Below are 15562 nucleotides of genomic sequence, written 5' to 3'. Positions count from 1 at the left end.
CTGCCCCATTCCTCTCATATAGCTCTATCCAACCACCGTCCCGGTGAACTGCAGGCTAACACGGCCGAGAATTTGGAATAACGTCTCGGGTTTCGCGCCCCTTCCCTGCCTGGTTCGCCAGCCCATGCCACACTCAAGTCCTCGCCGGGAGTCCACCTTCACTGCAATACTGCTGACATGGCCTACTTCGTGAAGCCCGAACACCTCGCCGGTGCGGTGACGGCGCCTATCCCGCCGGACGAGTCCCTGCCGCGTGCTTGCGTTATCGGTGCCGGGTCCTCTGGCCTCGCTGCTGCCAAGGCGCTCCATGAGGCCGGCGTGCCATTCGACTGCTTCGAGGGCGGGAGCGCTGTTGGCGGCAACTGGCTTTTTGACAACCCGAACGGACTCTCGGCCTGTTACGAGACGCTAGAGATCAACACCTCTTGCCCCCGCATGGCCTTCTCTGACTTCCCCATGCCAGCGGACTATCCGCCGTATGCCGGTCATGAACAAGTGCACGCCTACTTCGAAAAATATGTCGATCACTTCGCTTTCCGGCACACGATCACCTTCAACACGAAGGTGGAGGAGGTCACCCGGGAGTCCGACGGCGGATGGCTCGTACGTACGATCGGCCCGGACGGCGAACGGCGGCACAAGTACGCCGCGGTGCTCGTGGCCAACGGGCACCACTGGGATCCGCACTGGCCCGAACCCACATACCCGGGAACCTTCGACGGGGAACAAATACACGCCCACGATTACCGCTCCGGCGAGCAGCTCGAGGGCCGCAACGTCGTCGTCGTTGGCGCAGGCAACTCGGCCATGGACATCGCCGTGGAAGGCTCCGACCGAGCCAAAAGCGTCGCACTGTCAATCCGTCGTGGCCAGTGGGTGCTGCGCAAAATGACCTTCGGACGCCCAAGCGACCAGATCACACTGCCTGCCTGGCTGCCGTGGTGGGTGACTGCCCTGCGACTGCGCATCGGGGCGCTCACCTCAGGCAGCCTCCGGAGATACGGCCTGCCGCAGCCGCCGCATAAGCCCGGCCAATCGCATCCGGTGCAATCGGATCAAATTCGCGCGCGCATCGCCGCCGGCCGGGTCACGGTGCACGCTGGCATCGAGCGTTTCGACGGCGGTGACGTGGTGTTCCTTGACGGCAGCCGCGCAACGGCCGATCTGATCGTGTGGGCGACGGGATACAAGGTGACGTTTCCCTTCCTTGATTCCAGACTCGTCGCTGCGTCAGACAACGACCTTCCTCTATGGAAGCGAACGGTTCATCCTGATCTGCCTGGACTGTTTTTCATTGGCTTGCTGCAACCGGTCGGGGCCGTGATGCCGTTGGCCGAAGCTCAAGGTGCATGGTTGGCTGAGACTTTGGCCGGATACTACGCTCCCCCATCCGGGATCGAGATCCGGGGGCAAATGGCCCGCGACCATGAGCGCAATAAGCGACAGTTCTACGCCTCGCCGAGACACACCATGGAGGTCGATTTCGACCACTACTTGTGGGATCTTGGACGCGAACGCAGCCGTGGCCGGCAGCGGGCCCAGGACGGTGAAAGTCCGGCGCGCACGCGCGCATCCGACGGGAACAACAGCTGAGCCAGCGGATCGATCTGACAGGAAAGGTCGTTGTTGTCACCGGCGGCGCCCCGGATCGGTCGGCTCACCCTTCCGCACGCCATCCCCCCTCGATGTCAGACTATGTACGTAATATGAAACGAAGATCCATACAGCCCAGAGACGGTCAGTGATCTTAGGAGGACCACCATGCAAGGCGACACCCTCCAGCAACACGCCCGGGACCGCGTCGATGAGCTTCCGGACGCTGAACTCGGATTCCCCTTCGGGCCCGACTGGGAGGTATTCAAAGTCCGCGGCAAGGTCTTCATGCTGATCACCGACATCACGGGTGATCCGATCGTGATCGTCAAGGCAGATCCGGAGGACAGCAAGACTCTCCGCGAGAACCACGAGGACATCACGCCGGGTTACCACATGAACAAGCAACACTGGATCACCCTGCATCCAGGAGGCGAGCTGCAAAAGGGTCTTGTCGATGACCTCGTCACCGAGTCCTACCTGCTCGTGGTCGAGAAACTTGCTCGCGCGAAACGACCCGTCGATCCCGAGATCTTCGGCGACCGGAGGGGCCTGTGAAACTCTCGGGCGAGCAGTTGCAACAGCACGCCCGCGATACCGCTGTATTGCTCGAGTCCGTCACCAGTGGACACCCGTTCACTCCGCACCTGGAAGTGTGGAAGGTGCGTGACAAGGTTTTTCTCATCGTCACCGACGATGATCCGAAGCTGCAGATCATCACTGTGAAAGCCGATCCCCGCCACGGGGACGCGCTCCGCCGCGACTTCGATACGATCTCAGCAGGCCGATATTTTAACAAGCAGCATTGGATCTCTATCGGATCCGGCGCCGGGATTACGAAGAAGTTGATCGGAGACTTAGTGCACGATTCCTATGACCTCGCCGATGATCTCAACCGGAAGCGGCAGTCATGAGTGACACGCCGTCGCTGTTCGACGTCGATGACACCTCGAGGCCGCTGGCTGACCGACTCCGGCCGCGCACCCTGGACGAGGTCCTCGGGCAGGACCATCTGTTAGCCGCGGACGCACCCATCGGGCGCATGGTCGACGCTCAGAGACTTGTATCGATGGTGCTGTGGGGACCGCCCGGTTGTGGGAAGACCACGATCGCGCGACTCCTCGCCGAGCAGACCAACCTTGCGTTCGAACAGCTCTCCGCCACCTTCTCCGGCGTCGCCGACCTACGCAAAGTGTTCAGCGCTGCCCAGCGCCGGCGCGAGATCGGGCAAGGCACGATGCTGTTCGTCGACGAGATCCACCGCTTCAATCGAGCCCAGCAAGATTCGTTCCTGCCGTATGTCGAAGACGGCACCGTCGTGCTCGTCGGCGCGACCACAGAGAACCCCAGCTTCGAACTCAACGGCGCGCTGCTGTCCCGCAGTCAAGTCTTCGTTCTGAAACGCCTCGACGATGCCGCGCTCAGCACCCTCATTACCCGCGCCGAAGCGCTCATCGGCCGCCCCTTGCCGCTGACTGACGAGGCCCGTGAGGCGCTGACGGCGATGGCTGACGGTGACGGCCGGTACTTACTGAACATGATTGAGCAGGTGCAAGCCCTGCCCGCACCCGTGGACCCGGCCGACCTCGCGGCCGCCGTGCAGAAAAGGGCGCCGCTGTACGACAAAGCGCAGGAAGGCCATTACAACCTCATCTCCGCGCTCCACAAATCGATGCGAGGTTCCGATCCCGACGCTGCCCTGTACTGGTTGGCACGGATGATCGACGGCGGTGAAGACCCACTGTTCATTGCCCGCCGCATCACCCGATTCGCCACAGAAGACATCGGCATGGCCGATCCTGACGCCGTCCAACAAGCCCTCGCGGCCTGGGACGTCTACGAACGTCTGGGCTCACCTGAGGGAGAACTCGCCATCGCCCAAGCTGTCATCTATCTGGCGACCTCGCCGAAGTCGATCGGCGTGTACCGAGCGTTCAATAGGGCGCGCGCCGCTGCAAAACGCACCGGATCGTTGATGCCGCCGGCACACATCCTCAACGCCCCGACCCGGCTGATGAAAGACCTCGGCTACGGCGACGGATACCAGTACGATCCCGAGACCGAGACCGGTTTCTCCGGCGCAAACTACTTCCCCGATGGCCTGCCCCGGGAGAAATACTACGAACCCACGACGCTCGGGTACGAGCGCGCCATCACCGAAAGGTTGCGTCACTGGGCCCAGCTTCGCGATGGCGATACTCCCCTCGAATCTGACGCGGACTAGCTTAGTTCCCGAAGGAACCCCACGCACCGCTCCAGACCGGGGATGCTAGCTGACTCGAAGCCAGTAATGCATTCAATATCGATCCCTAGAATTCAAGGAGCCCTCGCAAGATTAGAAGGATCACATGAGAAAGTGCCCGCCCAAGTGTCGGGGCGGGCACTTCATTGCCTTAACTAGCCTGCAAGGACTTTGCTGCTCGGAGCATCCGCAGCCGGCACACCAGCACCTTCCTGGCCGTACAGCCAGTCGTTGTACTGGTAGTTGCCATCGCCGCGGCTCTTGAACAACAGGTTCCGGAGCGTGCGAGCCAGGCCGGAGACATGCCAGGACTCGCCCCAGACGCGGGCGGTGCGCTGGACGCGGGCCGTGCGGCTGGCGCGTGCTTCGTTGAAGTCCTTGAAGGCACCTTCCCACGCACCGGCGTCGATCCCGGCCTCCGTAAAGACGGTCCCTTGCGTCACTTCTTGCAGAACTGCAGCATCTTCGAGTGCCTGGCAGGCGCCCTGGGCCAAGTACTGCAACATGGGGTGCGCGGCATCGCCAATCAAGGTCATGCGGCCGCTGACCCAGTTCTCGATGGGGTTCTTGTCGTACATGGGCCACCGGATACCCGTGGCCAGGTTCTTCAGGGCTTCCTGCACGGCCGGGACGCAGTCCTTGTAGGCCTCTTCCAGTTCATCAACGCCGCCGTACTGCTCCTCGCCACGCTCAAAGGAGGCGGATTTGAAGACGGCCACTGTGTTTAGGAGTTCGCCCTTGCGCAGCGGGTACTGGACCAGGTGACAGTTCGGGCCCAAGTAGACGATGACATCTTCCAGATCGGCTTTCGGGGTGGCGTCCGTGATGGGCACAGTGCCCCGGTAAGCCACATACGCCGAGGGTACGGGAGTATCTTCCGAGACGGCCTTGCGCAGGGTTGACTTCAATCCGTCTGCAGCGATGACGGCGTCGGCCTCGTAGATGTCGCCGTTGGCGGCAAATGCGCGCGCCTTGTCACCGTCGGTCTCCACCTTCTCAACGAAGACGCCGTTGAGTAGGTTCACACCGGACTCTTGGCAGGCCTCCAGCAGGATCCGGTGGAGGTCGCTGCGGTGGATCACCACGTAAGGGGCACCGTAGCGTTCTGTAAATTCTTCCCCAAGCGACTGGCGTGTCAGTTCTTCGCCGGTGGTGGCGTCGCGGAACACGAGGTGCTTTGGCTGAACGCCGATCTCCAACGCTTTTTCCAGCAAGCCCCAACGCTTCAGGACGCGGGAGGCGTTCGGTGCCATCTGCAGCCCGGCACCCACTTCACCAAAAGCCGGAGCATTTTCCACGAGCGTGACAGTGGCGCCGTTTTCGCGCAGGGCGAGGGCTCCGGCCAATCCGGCCATGCCGCCACCAATCACCAGAACGTCCTGTGCCGGGGTGGTATTGATCTTCTCGGTGGTGGAACTTGATGCGTTAGACATGGCTGCTTCCTGCGGTTGTGGGTGAGGGTGATGAGGAGGGAGATGAGGAGCTGGCCTTGACCTGAACCGAGATGACCCAGAGTAGGACGGCTGCAATAGCTGCGGCGCCGGCGAAGGCCAGGAAGTTGGAGTTCACGCCAAGCCCCGCGGCGAGCAGGAATCCGCCCGCCTGGGGTGCTGCGACGGCACCAATGCGTCCGACGCCGAGTGCCCAACCGAGCGCTGTACCGCGCAGGTGGCTTGGGTATCGGGTAGCGACGGCTGCGATGATCAGGCACTGCGTGCCGTGGGTGCCGACGCCGGCCAGGACCAGCATGGCGTAAACAAGGAATACGGGAGGACCGGTCATGATGACCGCCAAGGCTACTGCTGCGACGGCTGCCGCGACGATCCCGGTGCGGATGGGACCAAAGCGGCCACCGGCCCAGGCCGTGATGACAGAACCCGCCACGGCGCCGAGGTTCAGGGCGATGGCAAAGGTCAGTGCCGAACCGAGGTTGTAGCCAGCCATTTGCATGAGATTAGGCAACCAGGTACCCAATCCGTACCAGGCAAACAACGTGGCAACGGTGGCCAGCGCAAAGAGCACGCTGGCACCCAGGTAGGGAGCCTTCAGCAAGGCGCCGAAGCCACCACGCTCTCCCGTCGAACGCGGAGCGGCCGTCTTGGGCAGGTATTTGAAGCCCAAGGGAACAACGACGACCAGGGCCAGGCCGGCGATCAGGAACATGACGGGCCAGCCGAAAAGCGGGATCAACGGGATGCCAACAAGTGCCGCCAGCGTACCGCCAATGGGGACACCGGACATCATCAAGGTCGCAATGGCGGAACGCCATTTCTCGGGCACCAATTCGGCGACGAGTGCGTTAGCAGACGGCACCAGACCGCCCAAACCAATGCCGGCGAGTAGGCGCAGTCCGCCAAAAACGTAGGCATTGGGGGCGAAGGCACATGCGGCGCTCAGAACCGAGAAAGCAATGGCGCACGCCAGGATGGTTCGTCGGCGCCCAAGGGCATCAGCGAGCCGGCCAGCTGCGATGGCGCCAATCATCATGCCCACAAACGCCAGGGAACCGACGGTACCGGCGGTTGCCTTGGTCAAGCCCCATCCGGTGTCGTTGATCAGCGAGGACTGGACGGTGCCATAGACAATCAGGTCGTATCCATCAAAGACCACCAGCAGCCAGCAAACCAGAACAGCCATCAGTGATGCACGCGGGAACTTGGCCGGCTGCGCTGCTGGCCTGGTTCGGGTCACACCGGCGGTTTTGCCGGCCGTGACGGGGTTGTTTGTGTAATCCATCTCATAAGGGTGGCCCACTTCACATCCGATAGGCAATATAATTCTAGTGTGCAGAATAATGAGTTTCGAAAAAAGCCCATGTATCCCATCGAGGCCGTGGACAACGCCCTGCTCCTGCTGCAGCTCCTACGTGACGGCGGCAAGCTCCGGCTCAAGGATGCCGCCGCCGAGCTGGGCGTGGCCCCGTCCACCGCCCATCGACTCCTGGCCATGCTGGTCTACCGTGGCTTTGCCGTCCAAGATGAGTTCAAAAACTATGTCCCCGGTGTGGCTATTGGCGTAGGACCTGCCGGGCTTGGCTGGACCAGGCAGCTGAGACAACTGGCCCAACCCCATATGGAATTACTTTCCAGCCATCTCAACGAAACAGTCAACCTCATGGTCCGTGTAGGTACCAAGGTTCGGTTCCTCAGTACCTCCGAAGGAAGCAACGCACTGCGAGTGGGAGACCGGCAAGGCAGCGTCATGCCTGCCCACAAGGCCTCCGGCGGCAAAGCCATACTTGCCGAACTGGACGCTGACATGGTCCGCAAACTATTTACCAGCAGCAGTGCCGAAATTGGCGGCGACTACATTACTGAAGCGGAATTCCCTGGCTTCACGCGGGAACTGGAAGCTATTCGTCGCAATGGCTTTGCCGCCAACTTCGAAGGTACCGAAGAAGGTATCAGCGCCTTGGGCATGGCTCTTCATAATGGCGCTGGGAAGGCGGTCGGCGCCATGAGCGTAGCAACGCCCGTGGCACGTTTCCGCCCGCTCTTTGACGCCGGACTGGTGCAGCGCCTGGCCGAGGCCAGACGCCAACTGGAGCTGGACATTGCCACCAACCCTTTCAATAGGGACTAAAAGATCAATTCTGCTAGGCAGAATTTGTTTGATGGAGTGGCCCACCCCCACCTAGGGTTGTGACGAGAGCAACATTCTTATCCATCACCGAAGGTCACAGCAGGAGGCCCCCAAGTGTCTATCAATGCCGATAACATCACGCATGAGTCAGTTGCGGCCGGGCAGGTAGTGCCCGAGGCGACGCCGGAAGAGGCTGCCGCGTTGGAGGTGCTGTACCAGGACTTCGAATCAGAGAACCTGATCCCGCTGTGGACGCAGATCGCTGATCTGATGCCGATGGTTCCGACCCCGAAGGCTGTTCCGCATGTCTGGCGTTGGGACACGCTGCTTCCCCTAGCTGAGCGCTCCGGCGACCTGGTGCCCGTGGGGCGCGGCGGGGAACGCCGCGCGATCGCCTTGGCGAATCCGGGTCTGGGCGGCAAGCCGTATGTCACCCCAACACTCTGGGCTGCGATCCAGTACCTCGGCGGACACGAAACAGCACCGGAACATCGCCACTCACAAAACGCCTTCCGCTTTGTGGTTGAAGGCGAAGGAGTTTGGACTGTTGTTAACGGTGACCCCGTTCGTATGTCCCGCGGTGACTTCCTGTTGACTCCGGGGTGGAATTTCCATGGCCACCATAACGAAACTGATCAGCCCATGGCGTGGATCGATGGCCTGGATATCCCGTTCGTGCATTACACCGATACGGCATTCTTTGAATTCGGCACCGAGCGGGTCACGGATGAATCCACCCCTGACATCTCCCGCTCCGAACGGCTCTGGGCGAACCCGGGTCTGCGCCCGCTCTCTGGACTCCAAAACACCATCTCCTCCCCCATCGGCGCTTACCGCTGGGAACACACCGACCGCGCACTGACCGAACAACTCCTCCTCGAAGACGAGGGCCACCCAGCCACCGTCTCCCAGGGCCACGCAGCCGTGCGCTTCGTGAACCCGACCACCGGCGGGGACGTCATGTCAACCATCCGCGCCCAGTTCCACCGCCTACGCGCCGGCGCTTCCACCGACACCGTCAGGGAAGTCGGCTCGAGCGTTTACCAGGTCTTCGAAGGACGCGGCTCGATCATCATCAACGGCGAAACAAACAACCTTGAAAAGGGCGACCTCATCGTCGTCCCGTCCTGGGCTGCCTGGTCAATCCACGCCGAAACCGAATTTGATCTCTTCCAATTCGGCGACCACCCCATCATCGAACGCCTCAACCTCAACCGCAGCTACACCGAAGGACGCGCCACCTCATGAAACTTCTCACTCTCCGCACCCCCCACGGCACCACACCCACCCAGGCAGTCCGCCAAGACGGCGATACCCTGACCGAGATTGATGGTTACGCCTCCGTCGGTGAATTGCTGAAGAACCCGGACTGGAAGGCCGTTGCGGCTGCCGCCAACGGTGCTACCCACGCCTACGACGGGGCTGATCTGGCTGCCGTCGTGCCCGCACCGGGCAAGATCATTTGCGTGGGCCACAACTACCGCAACCACATCAAGGAAATGGGTCGAGAAGTTCCCCCGTACCCGACACTGTTCGCTAAGTACGCCGAATCCCTGATTGGCCCCAACGATGATCTGGCGTTGCCGCCGGAATCAGACGCCGTGGACTGGGAAGCAGAGCTCGCCGTGATCATCGGCAAGCCCGGTCGCCGCATCTCAGAGGCCGACGCTGGCGAGCACATTGCCGGGTACGCCGTGCTCAACGATGTCTCCATGCGCGACTACCAGTTCCGCACCATTCAGTGGCTTCAGGGTAAGACGTGGGAGAACAGCACACCGTTCGGCCCGGCCCTGGTCACCAGTGACGAGTTCACGGCCGGCCCGCTCATGACCAGCGCGGTCGACGGAGAGATCATGCAGTCCACCCCGACCGGCGACGTGGTCTTCACTCCGGAATTCCTGGTTCATTACATCTCCACCATCATCACCTTGAACCCGGGCGATGTTATCGCGACCGGTACCCCCGGCGGTGTGGGCCATGCCCGCGATCCGAAGCGCTACCTCGCCGAGGGCCAGATCCTCGTCACCACGATCGAGGGCTTGGGCACGCTCACTAACAAAGTAGTCAAGGAAGTCTGATGGTTGCCCGCCACGATTTGACCACCGATCCGGACCTGCAGGATGCTCTCCTGCAGGCCCGGCGCGGTACGGCGTTCTTCGCCCGCAAACTCAATGAGCTGACCGATGAGCAGCTCGACGGCGCTTCGCTCCTGCCGGGCTGGAGCCGCCGACATATCGCGGCGCATATTGGTTACAACGCGCGTGCGATTGCGCGTTTGATTGAATGGGCTGCGACCGGGGTGGAGACTCCCATGTACTCCTCCCCCACCGCCCGCAATCAGGAAATCGACTTTGGTGCGACCCTGTCCCCCATCGCGCTGCGTAATCTCACCGATCACGCAGCCGTGCACCTAAGCGTGGAATGGCGCGACCTGCCCCATGAGAACTGGTCCAATCTGGTCAAGACCGCCCAAGGCCGCACCGTTCCAGCATCGGAGACTGTGTGGATGCGTACCCGCGAAGTCTGGCTCCACGCCGTCGACCTAAACAACGGCGCGACCGTCTCAGATATCCCCGCACCCATCCTGGAACGGCTCCTGACCGACATCACCGGCGCCTGGAAAACCCGCGGCACCGACACCGGACTCATCATCGACATCGAGGACACCGACACCCGATACGGCGACACAGACAATCCCAACGCCGTCGTGGTCTCCGGACCACTAACCGCCATCACCGCGTGGGCAGCAGGCCGCGGCACCATCACCAACGCACCCACAGCACCCGCCTGGATCTAACCCTCAGACTGTCGAGCGAGCGGGCACGCAAGCAACAAGGAAGTGGTGGGCTTAGGCCAAAGGCGCGGGTGCCTGTAGTGAAGGTCCCGCGCCTTTGTGTCGTCAGCTGGCTATACCCAGTCGATCTCCATGCCCTCGGGGTAGCGGGAGCCGAAACCACCGACAGGAAGGATCTCCTTGATACGAACCAAATCGGTCTCGGTCAGGATGAGATCGGCTGCGCCGGTGTTCTCCTCGACGCGCTTGGCGCTGCGGGTGCCGGGGATGGGGACAATGTGCCCACCCTGCGCGAGTAGCCAGGCGAGAGCGAGCTGCGCAACGGTGGCCTCCTTTGACGCGGCGAGTTCCGTCAGCTGACGCGTGGCCTCGACGTTCTTCTCGAAATTGCCAGGCTGCCAGCGGGCGTCCCAGCTGCGCATGTCGGACTTGTCATACGCGGAAGCCGGCTTCGCACTGCCTGTGAGGAACCCGCGCCCAAGGGGCGAGTAGGGCACAAAGCCGATTCCGAGTTCGTTCAGGACGGGAAACAACACCTCCACTTCGCGCTCGAAGAGGGAGTACTCGGTCTGGAGCACCGAGACGGGCTGAATGGCATGGGCACGCCGGAGCGTCTCCGGGCCCGCTTCGCTGAGGCCGAAGTACTTCACCTTGCCGGCGTCAATGAATTCCTTCACGGTTCCGGCGACGTCCTCGATGGGCACGTTGGGGTCAACTCGGTGTTGGTAGAGCACGTCGATGTGGTCTACTCCGAGACGACGCAAGCTGTTCTCCACGACATCTCGGATGTGCTCGGGACGGCTGTCGAGACCGTAGTCGGGTGCCGTAAACCCGAACTTCGTGGCGATGACGACGTCGTCGCGAAAGGACTTCACGGCGCGTCCGACGATTTCCTCGTTCGCTCCCCAGCCGTACATCTCGGCGGTATCGAAGAACGTCACGCCGAGGTCGTGAGCTTTTTGGATCGCTGCAACGCCTTCTTGTTCGTCACCAGGGCCGTAGGCGAGTGAGATTCCCATCGAGCCGTAGCCGATGGCGGAAGTTGTTAGGCCTTGCTGGCCAAGCGTTCGTTTCTGCATGTGATGCCTTTCAGTTTTCAATGCGCTACTCAGTCGGTTTCGTTTTCTTGGCGCCGTGAGTTATCGGGCGACGGACTCGTAACGGTCCCACCAAGACGCGATGGGTCCCAGCGCGTTCTTGGTTCTGCGGTCAGTGCGAGGTGGCGGCCAATCGCTTCCTCGTTCTCATAACGCTCGTGCTGCAGGATCGTCCCGTCAGCGGCACGCGCTAGGTTGTATTCCAAGACGTACGGCTCTTCTTTCTCGGTGACCGGAAGTACGGTTGCGAGGTACTTCTCGAACAGGTCCTCATCGAGGACACGGTAAGTGAAGAAAAAGTCGATCTGGTCAGTGGTTGGCAACGCTATTCCTTGCGTGAGTGGACTTGGCTGTCCCGTTCATTGGATTCGTGTCTGCATGACTTGGTGTCTTCGTTAGTGGTACTGACGGCAACACGCCTCTTCGATTTCGTGACATTGTCAGTATATGCGCTTTGTGTCAGCGACTGTCAAGAACTTCGCTGTATGCTTAAGATGTGAGTGAGATTAAGATGGCCGGTCGTGGGTTACGGCAGCGGACCCGAGATGCAGTACGGCAGCAGATCGCCGAGGTAGCCCTCGTAATGTTCGACGAGCAGGGATTCGACGAGACAACCGTCGACCAGATCGCAGCGGCTGTCGATATCTCGCCTCGGAGTTTCTTCCGGTACTTCGCGTCGAAGGAAGACGTTGTCCTTGGAGACCCAATGGTCTACGGCGAACCCGTTCGACAGCGTCTTGCCAAGAGCTTGGAATCGATGCCGGTTTGGGAGGCCCTACGGTCGGCATTCGAGGCAATTGTCGAGCTCAGCGAATCGAACCCAGAGTGGGTTTTGCGCGCCACACGAGTCATGATCTCCTCACCATCTCTGCGTGCTCGAAACACGGAGAAGCACTTGGCCTGGATGACCGTTCTCGTCCCCCTTGTCGCCGAGGCCCTCACGGGCCCGGAGGCAGACCGCCAGTATCACGCACGGGCAATCACACTGTGCGCCCTGACCTGCCTCGACGTCTCCTCAGCCGAACTAGTTCAGCGCGAGGATGCCACCGCATCGGGCGCGCTGCTTGACGATGCCTTCCGGATACTCAGACCTGCCGCGCTGGTCAGCTAGGACCCTTCGCGCAATCGGATAGAGCCAGCGCACCTGTCAACCCGCAAGGGGACGTCCGGGCAACCCTTTCGCCGATCAAAAATAAGGGGAACTACGCCCTGAGAGCACACACAAACCCGGGCCGGGTCGAGGATCCGGCCCGGCCCGGCGGCAGCACTCTGAATAGAACCGTTCCTGGGAAGTCCCTCAATCGACAGGGGAAACGCGGATGAGATTCCCGTCAGGATCAGCGATGACGAAGGTGCGGCCAAAGACGTCTTCGTGCGGTTCTTCGACCACTGTGACGCCCTTGGCCATCCACTTGGTGTAGCAATCGTCTACCGCGGCTTTTGAACCTGACAGCATGAGACCGATCTCGCTGGTGCGGGGCGTTGTCGACGTGAGCGTGTCGCCGCGGCCGGACCACAAAGCGAAAATCACACCCGGTGCGACTTCATAAGGAATGTAGCGGGGCGTGATAGCTACTGGCTCCATATCGAACAGGTCACTGTAAAAACGGGTGGCCCGCTCGACGTCTGTGACGTAGATAAGGAAGAGGTTTGGTGTTGTCATGGCAAGCTCCTGCGTTGGGGTATTCGGTCATAAACAGACTGCCACCAATACATGACATCTAGTGTCGTGTATTGAGCAATAATGGTGAGATGAAGTCCCAGCGCCTACTCTCGATGATGTTGTTGCTCCAGACCCGTCACCGAATGACCGCCCCAGAATTGGCCGACGAGTTGCATGTGTCGGCGCGAACAATTCTGCGCGATGTGACGGCGCTGGCGGACGCCGACGTGCCCGTGTTCGCCGAACGTGGCCGCTACGGTGGCGTAGTTCTGCTGCCGGGATCGCAACTTGACGTTTCCAGACTCAGCATTGCTGAACTCGATGCGTTGAAACTTCTCGGGCTAGACCCTGGTCAGGCGCGGCAGCTTGGCGTAGAAGTTGCAACCCGAACGGCCCACCGCAAGCTCGCTTCGCGTCGCCCTTTGGCAGACCAGTCAATGCTTCCGTTGTCCGAGTTGGTCATCGTGGACAATATGCCTTGGTTCAGCTCCGAAACACAAGGCGCCAGCGTCGCCGATCTCGGCAAAGACCTGCAATCCGGACGGCGTTTGCGGATCTTCTATCGGAGTAGCGCCGAGCGGGGTGCGTCATGGCGCACCGTGGACCCGTACGGTCTCCTAGCGAAAGCCGGCCGTTGGTACCTGGTAGCAGATTTCAACGGATCAGCACGGTTGTTTTCGCTGGAGAGGGTAAAGGACTGGGAGGTCCTCGCGGACCGCCGATGCCTCCGCCCGGGTGAGTCACTGCTCACCGTGAGCCGTCACCTCAGCGCAGGCGTGGAGCGCCGCGGTGGCATTACCGTCACTGCGGTGCTGTCGCTTAACAGGGTTGACTTGGCCCGGCGTATCCTAGGATCACGACTCATTGGCAGCAAACCACTGGACTCTGGCACCGTCGAGATCACCGTAGCCTACGACCAAGTGGAAGCCGTGCGCCAGCTGCTGCAATTCGGCGCCCACCTCCGCGTCACCGGCCCGCCCGAGGCACAAGCCGTGATGCGCGATGTTGCCACCGCCACGGCAGCTTTGTATCAAGGTTAGGCCGGGCCCTAGTCGCCCTAACTCCGTCACGCTTTGACTTTGCATTTCGACTTTAGGTCAAAGCAGCAGGTGACGTGCCTTGGCAAGCCAGGGTCTGGCGAAATACTGCCTATTCAGACAGAGAACCTTCGGCAATTCTTTGTTACGCATAGCATGCCACGCAGAAGAAATGTGATGGAAAAGTAGACCGAGCGACTACTGGCCGGTAACGTATTAGCCGCATCGCTATTCGATGTAGAAATAGAACCGTCAGTGGAGGGATAAATCATGGGATTCATTGGATGGATTGTGTTGGGCCTTATCGCAGGCGCCATCGCTAAAGCAATTAAGCCGGGAGAACAGGGTGGCGGCTGGCTCGCTACCTTGGTACTTGGTGTTGTTGGCGCGATCCTTGGCGGCTGGATTGGCAGCGCACTATTTAAAGTCAACATCAGCGAATTCTGGTCACTGTCAACATGGCTGCTCGCCATTGGCGGGTCCCTGATCGTCCTGATCATCTGGGGATTGTTGACACGCAAGAAGGCATGACAAGTACGGTGAGGGGAGGTGTTGGCCTGAAGAGGCCAGCACCTCCCCTCACTTGCACCCATTTCAAGAAGGTCGACTTCCAGACCGTTAATCGCAGCCTAGCCGCGACTAACCATTCCCGTTGCCCCGAGCTTTCGGGCACATCAGGACAGGATGAGAATTGTACGGAGACCTCTACCCTGACTGAGATCTTCCAAGGCCGCTGCAGCCTCGCCGAGAGGCTAATCCGGCCGATGAGCTCCAGAACGGGGCAAGCCGGGGAGCCGTGCCCATACCGGCCATCCCCGCCCCTCCCCCACAGTCGCCCCGTAAATTAGGATCTACGCCGTAGCAATGTTCACCTTTTCAGGCTGTGCCAAGGAGCCCAATTGGCCCAGTACCACTAGCCCCGATGCCAATTTCCCAGCCACTGCAGGTGAAATCCGCGCCGTCTTTGAGGACGAATGTGAAGCCATGGTTCGAGGTGACAGCGATGCGCTTAACGAACTTCTCACCTACGAATTCACTCTCACCCACATGACCGGGTACGTCCAGCCCAAGGATGAGTGGATGGACGATGTCCGCACCCACCAAATGCAATATCACTCCATGGGACAAGTCGACTTGGTGGCGGACCTCGATGCCGGAGCGCCCGTCCTCACCGCCCGTACCATCACCGACGCAACAATTTGGGGAGGCCGTGGCACATGGCAACTTCAGCTTCGGAGCTGGTTCGAGAACATAGATGGAGAATGGCTAATTTCACGCACTGTCGCGTCGGTCTGGTAGGACGCCGTTGCACAGCCCTGCACTCGCGGGCAGGACTGTGCATGGCCTTCGCGTTCATTGACGCTGAACGCCCGACGACGTTTGACGGTCACGCTGTCAGCCTGCCGACCGGGGGTGGTTTCCCGCGCAATTTCCAGCGCGAATTCCACTTCCCGCTCCGAGGACGAAGACGATTGCCACAAACCGGAGCGTGCTGACACCCAGAAAGGGCACGGCGATCCCGCTTATGGTCACACCTAGGGCAAAGCCGATTTG

General features: G+C 60.9%; 17 protein-coding genes. 12 read left to right on the top strand and 5 right to left on the bottom strand.

Annotated elements, in window-relative coordinates:
- The first annotated feature begins 177 nt into the window (after positions 1-177).
- The 4 genes from ACP7B9_RS03840 to ACP7B9_RS03825 all read left to right on the top strand — a co-directional run bounded on the left by ACP7B9_RS03840 (position 178) and on the right by ACP7B9_RS03825 (position 3817).
- Complete coding sequence (locus ACP7B9_RS03840; RefSeq protein WP_425860920.1) at positions 178-1593, top strand: flavin-containing monooxygenase; 1416 nt, start codon at positions 178-180, stop codon at positions 1591-1593.
- Between the two features lie 168 nt (positions 1594-1761).
- Positions 1762-2151: an MmcQ/YjbR family DNA-binding protein gene (locus tag ACP7B9_RS03835; RefSeq protein WP_425860918.1), complete on the top strand. Its 390-nt coding sequence runs from the start codon at positions 1762-1764 to the stop codon at positions 2149-2151.
- Positions 2148-2507 carry an MmcQ/YjbR family DNA-binding protein gene (locus tag ACP7B9_RS03830; RefSeq protein WP_425860916.1) on the top strand — a complete coding sequence of 120 codons (360 nt, stop codon included), beginning with the start codon at positions 2148-2150 and terminating at the stop codon, positions 2505-2507. Before ACP7B9_RS03835 ends, ACP7B9_RS03830 begins: the two co-directional genes overlap by 4 nt.
- Positions 2504-3817, top strand: coding sequence for a replication-associated recombination protein A (locus ACP7B9_RS03825; RefSeq protein WP_425860914.1), 1314 nt, complete (start codon positions 2504-2506; stop codon positions 3815-3817). The genes ACP7B9_RS03830 and ACP7B9_RS03825 overlap by 4 nt, the downstream gene beginning before the upstream one ends.
- Positions 3818-3990: 173 nt before the next feature.
- Here the strand turns inward: ACP7B9_RS03825 and ACP7B9_RS03820 are convergent, their stop codons facing one another.
- Positions 3991-5268 (bottom strand): FAD-dependent oxidoreductase, encoded by a 1278-nt coding sequence (locus ACP7B9_RS03820; protein ID WP_425860912.1) that lies wholly within the window; start codon positions 5266-5268, stop codon positions 3991-3993.
- Entirely contained in the window at positions 5261-6571 is a 1311-nt protein-coding gene (locus ACP7B9_RS03815; protein ID WP_425860910.1) for an MFS transporter, read from the bottom strand. The genes ACP7B9_RS03820 and ACP7B9_RS03815 overlap by 8 nt, the downstream gene beginning before the upstream one ends.
- A 48-nt stretch (positions 6572-6619) precedes the next feature.
- Here ACP7B9_RS03815 and ACP7B9_RS03810 point away from each other — a divergent pair, with 48 nt between their 5' ends.
- From ACP7B9_RS03810 to ACP7B9_RS03795, 4 genes are all read left to right on the top strand, one after another.
- On the top strand, positions 6620-7417 hold the full coding sequence (locus tag ACP7B9_RS03810) for an IclR family transcriptional regulator (protein ID WP_425860908.1): 798 nt from the start codon (positions 6620-6622) through the stop codon (positions 7415-7417).
- A gap of 114 nt (positions 7418-7531) precedes the next feature.
- Positions 7532-8665, top strand: coding sequence for a cupin domain-containing protein (locus ACP7B9_RS03805; RefSeq protein ID WP_425860906.1), 1134 nt, complete (start codon positions 7532-7534; stop codon positions 8663-8665).
- Positions 8662-9495 carry a fumarylacetoacetate hydrolase family protein gene (locus ACP7B9_RS03800; protein ID WP_425860904.1) on the top strand — a complete coding sequence of 278 codons (834 nt, stop codon included), beginning with the start codon at positions 8662-8664 and terminating at the stop codon, positions 9493-9495. Before ACP7B9_RS03805 ends, ACP7B9_RS03800 begins: the two co-directional genes overlap by 4 nt.
- Positions 9495-10214, top strand: a complete 720-nt coding sequence (locus ACP7B9_RS03795; protein WP_425860902.1) for a maleylpyruvate isomerase family mycothiol-dependent enzyme — start codon at positions 9495-9497, stop codon at positions 10212-10214. Before ACP7B9_RS03800 ends, ACP7B9_RS03795 begins: the two co-directional genes overlap by 1 nt.
- Positions 10215-10324: 110 nt before the next feature.
- Here ACP7B9_RS03795 and ACP7B9_RS03790 read toward each other — a convergent pair whose 3' ends face one another.
- Together ACP7B9_RS03790 and ACP7B9_RS03785 are read right to left on the bottom strand one after the other, a co-directional pair.
- The gene (locus tag ACP7B9_RS03790) at positions 10325-11290 is read right to left on the bottom strand and encodes an aldo/keto reductase (protein ID WP_425860901.1); all 966 of its coding nucleotides are present in this window, start codon (positions 11288-11290) and stop codon (positions 10325-10327) included.
- 29 nt (positions 11291-11319) lie between these two features.
- On the bottom strand, positions 11320-11631 hold the full coding sequence (locus tag ACP7B9_RS03785; RefSeq protein WP_425860899.1) for a hypothetical protein: 312 nt from the start codon (positions 11629-11631) through the stop codon (positions 11320-11322).
- 173 nt (positions 11632-11804) lie between these two features.
- Between ACP7B9_RS03785 and ACP7B9_RS03780 the strand changes: the two genes are divergently transcribed.
- Entirely contained in the window at positions 11805-12419 is a 615-nt protein-coding gene (locus tag ACP7B9_RS03780) for a TetR family transcriptional regulator (protein ID WP_425860897.1), read from the top strand.
- A 186-nt stretch (positions 12420-12605) separates the two neighbouring features.
- On the opposite strand, the gene ACP7B9_RS03775 is transcribed toward ACP7B9_RS03780, so the two are convergent.
- A complete protein-coding gene (locus tag ACP7B9_RS03775) occupies positions 12606-12971 on the bottom strand; it encodes a VOC family protein (protein ID WP_425860895.1) in 366 nt (121 codons plus the stop codon).
- A 71-nt stretch (positions 12972-13042) separates the two neighbouring features.
- Here ACP7B9_RS03775 and ACP7B9_RS03770 point away from each other — a divergent pair, with 71 nt between their 5' ends.
- The 3 genes from ACP7B9_RS03770 to ACP7B9_RS03760 all read left to right on the top strand — a co-directional run bounded on the left by ACP7B9_RS03770 (position 13043) and on the right by ACP7B9_RS03760 (position 15307).
- Positions 13043-14011, top strand: a complete 969-nt coding sequence (locus ACP7B9_RS03770) for a helix-turn-helix transcriptional regulator (protein WP_425860893.1) — start codon at positions 13043-13045, stop codon at positions 14009-14011.
- Between the two features lie 267 nt (positions 14012-14278).
- Entirely contained in the window at positions 14279-14539 is a 261-nt protein-coding gene (locus ACP7B9_RS03765; RefSeq protein ID WP_425860891.1) for a GlsB/YeaQ/YmgE family stress response membrane protein, read from the top strand.
- Positions 14540-14872: 333 nt separating this feature from the next.
- On the top strand, positions 14873-15307 hold the full coding sequence (locus tag ACP7B9_RS03760; RefSeq protein ID WP_425860889.1) for a nuclear transport factor 2 family protein: 435 nt from the start codon (positions 14873-14875) through the stop codon (positions 15305-15307).
- The last annotated feature ends 255 nt before the right edge of the window (positions 15308-15562 follow it).

The sequence above is a fragment of the Arthrobacter sp. TWP1-1 genome (assembly GCF_049897845.1).
Lineage (GTDB): Bacteria > Actinomycetota > Actinomycetes > Actinomycetales > Micrococcaceae > Specibacter.
The sequence above is the reverse complement of the archived record's forward strand: the minus strand, read 5'-3'. Positions and strand labels throughout refer to the sequence as shown.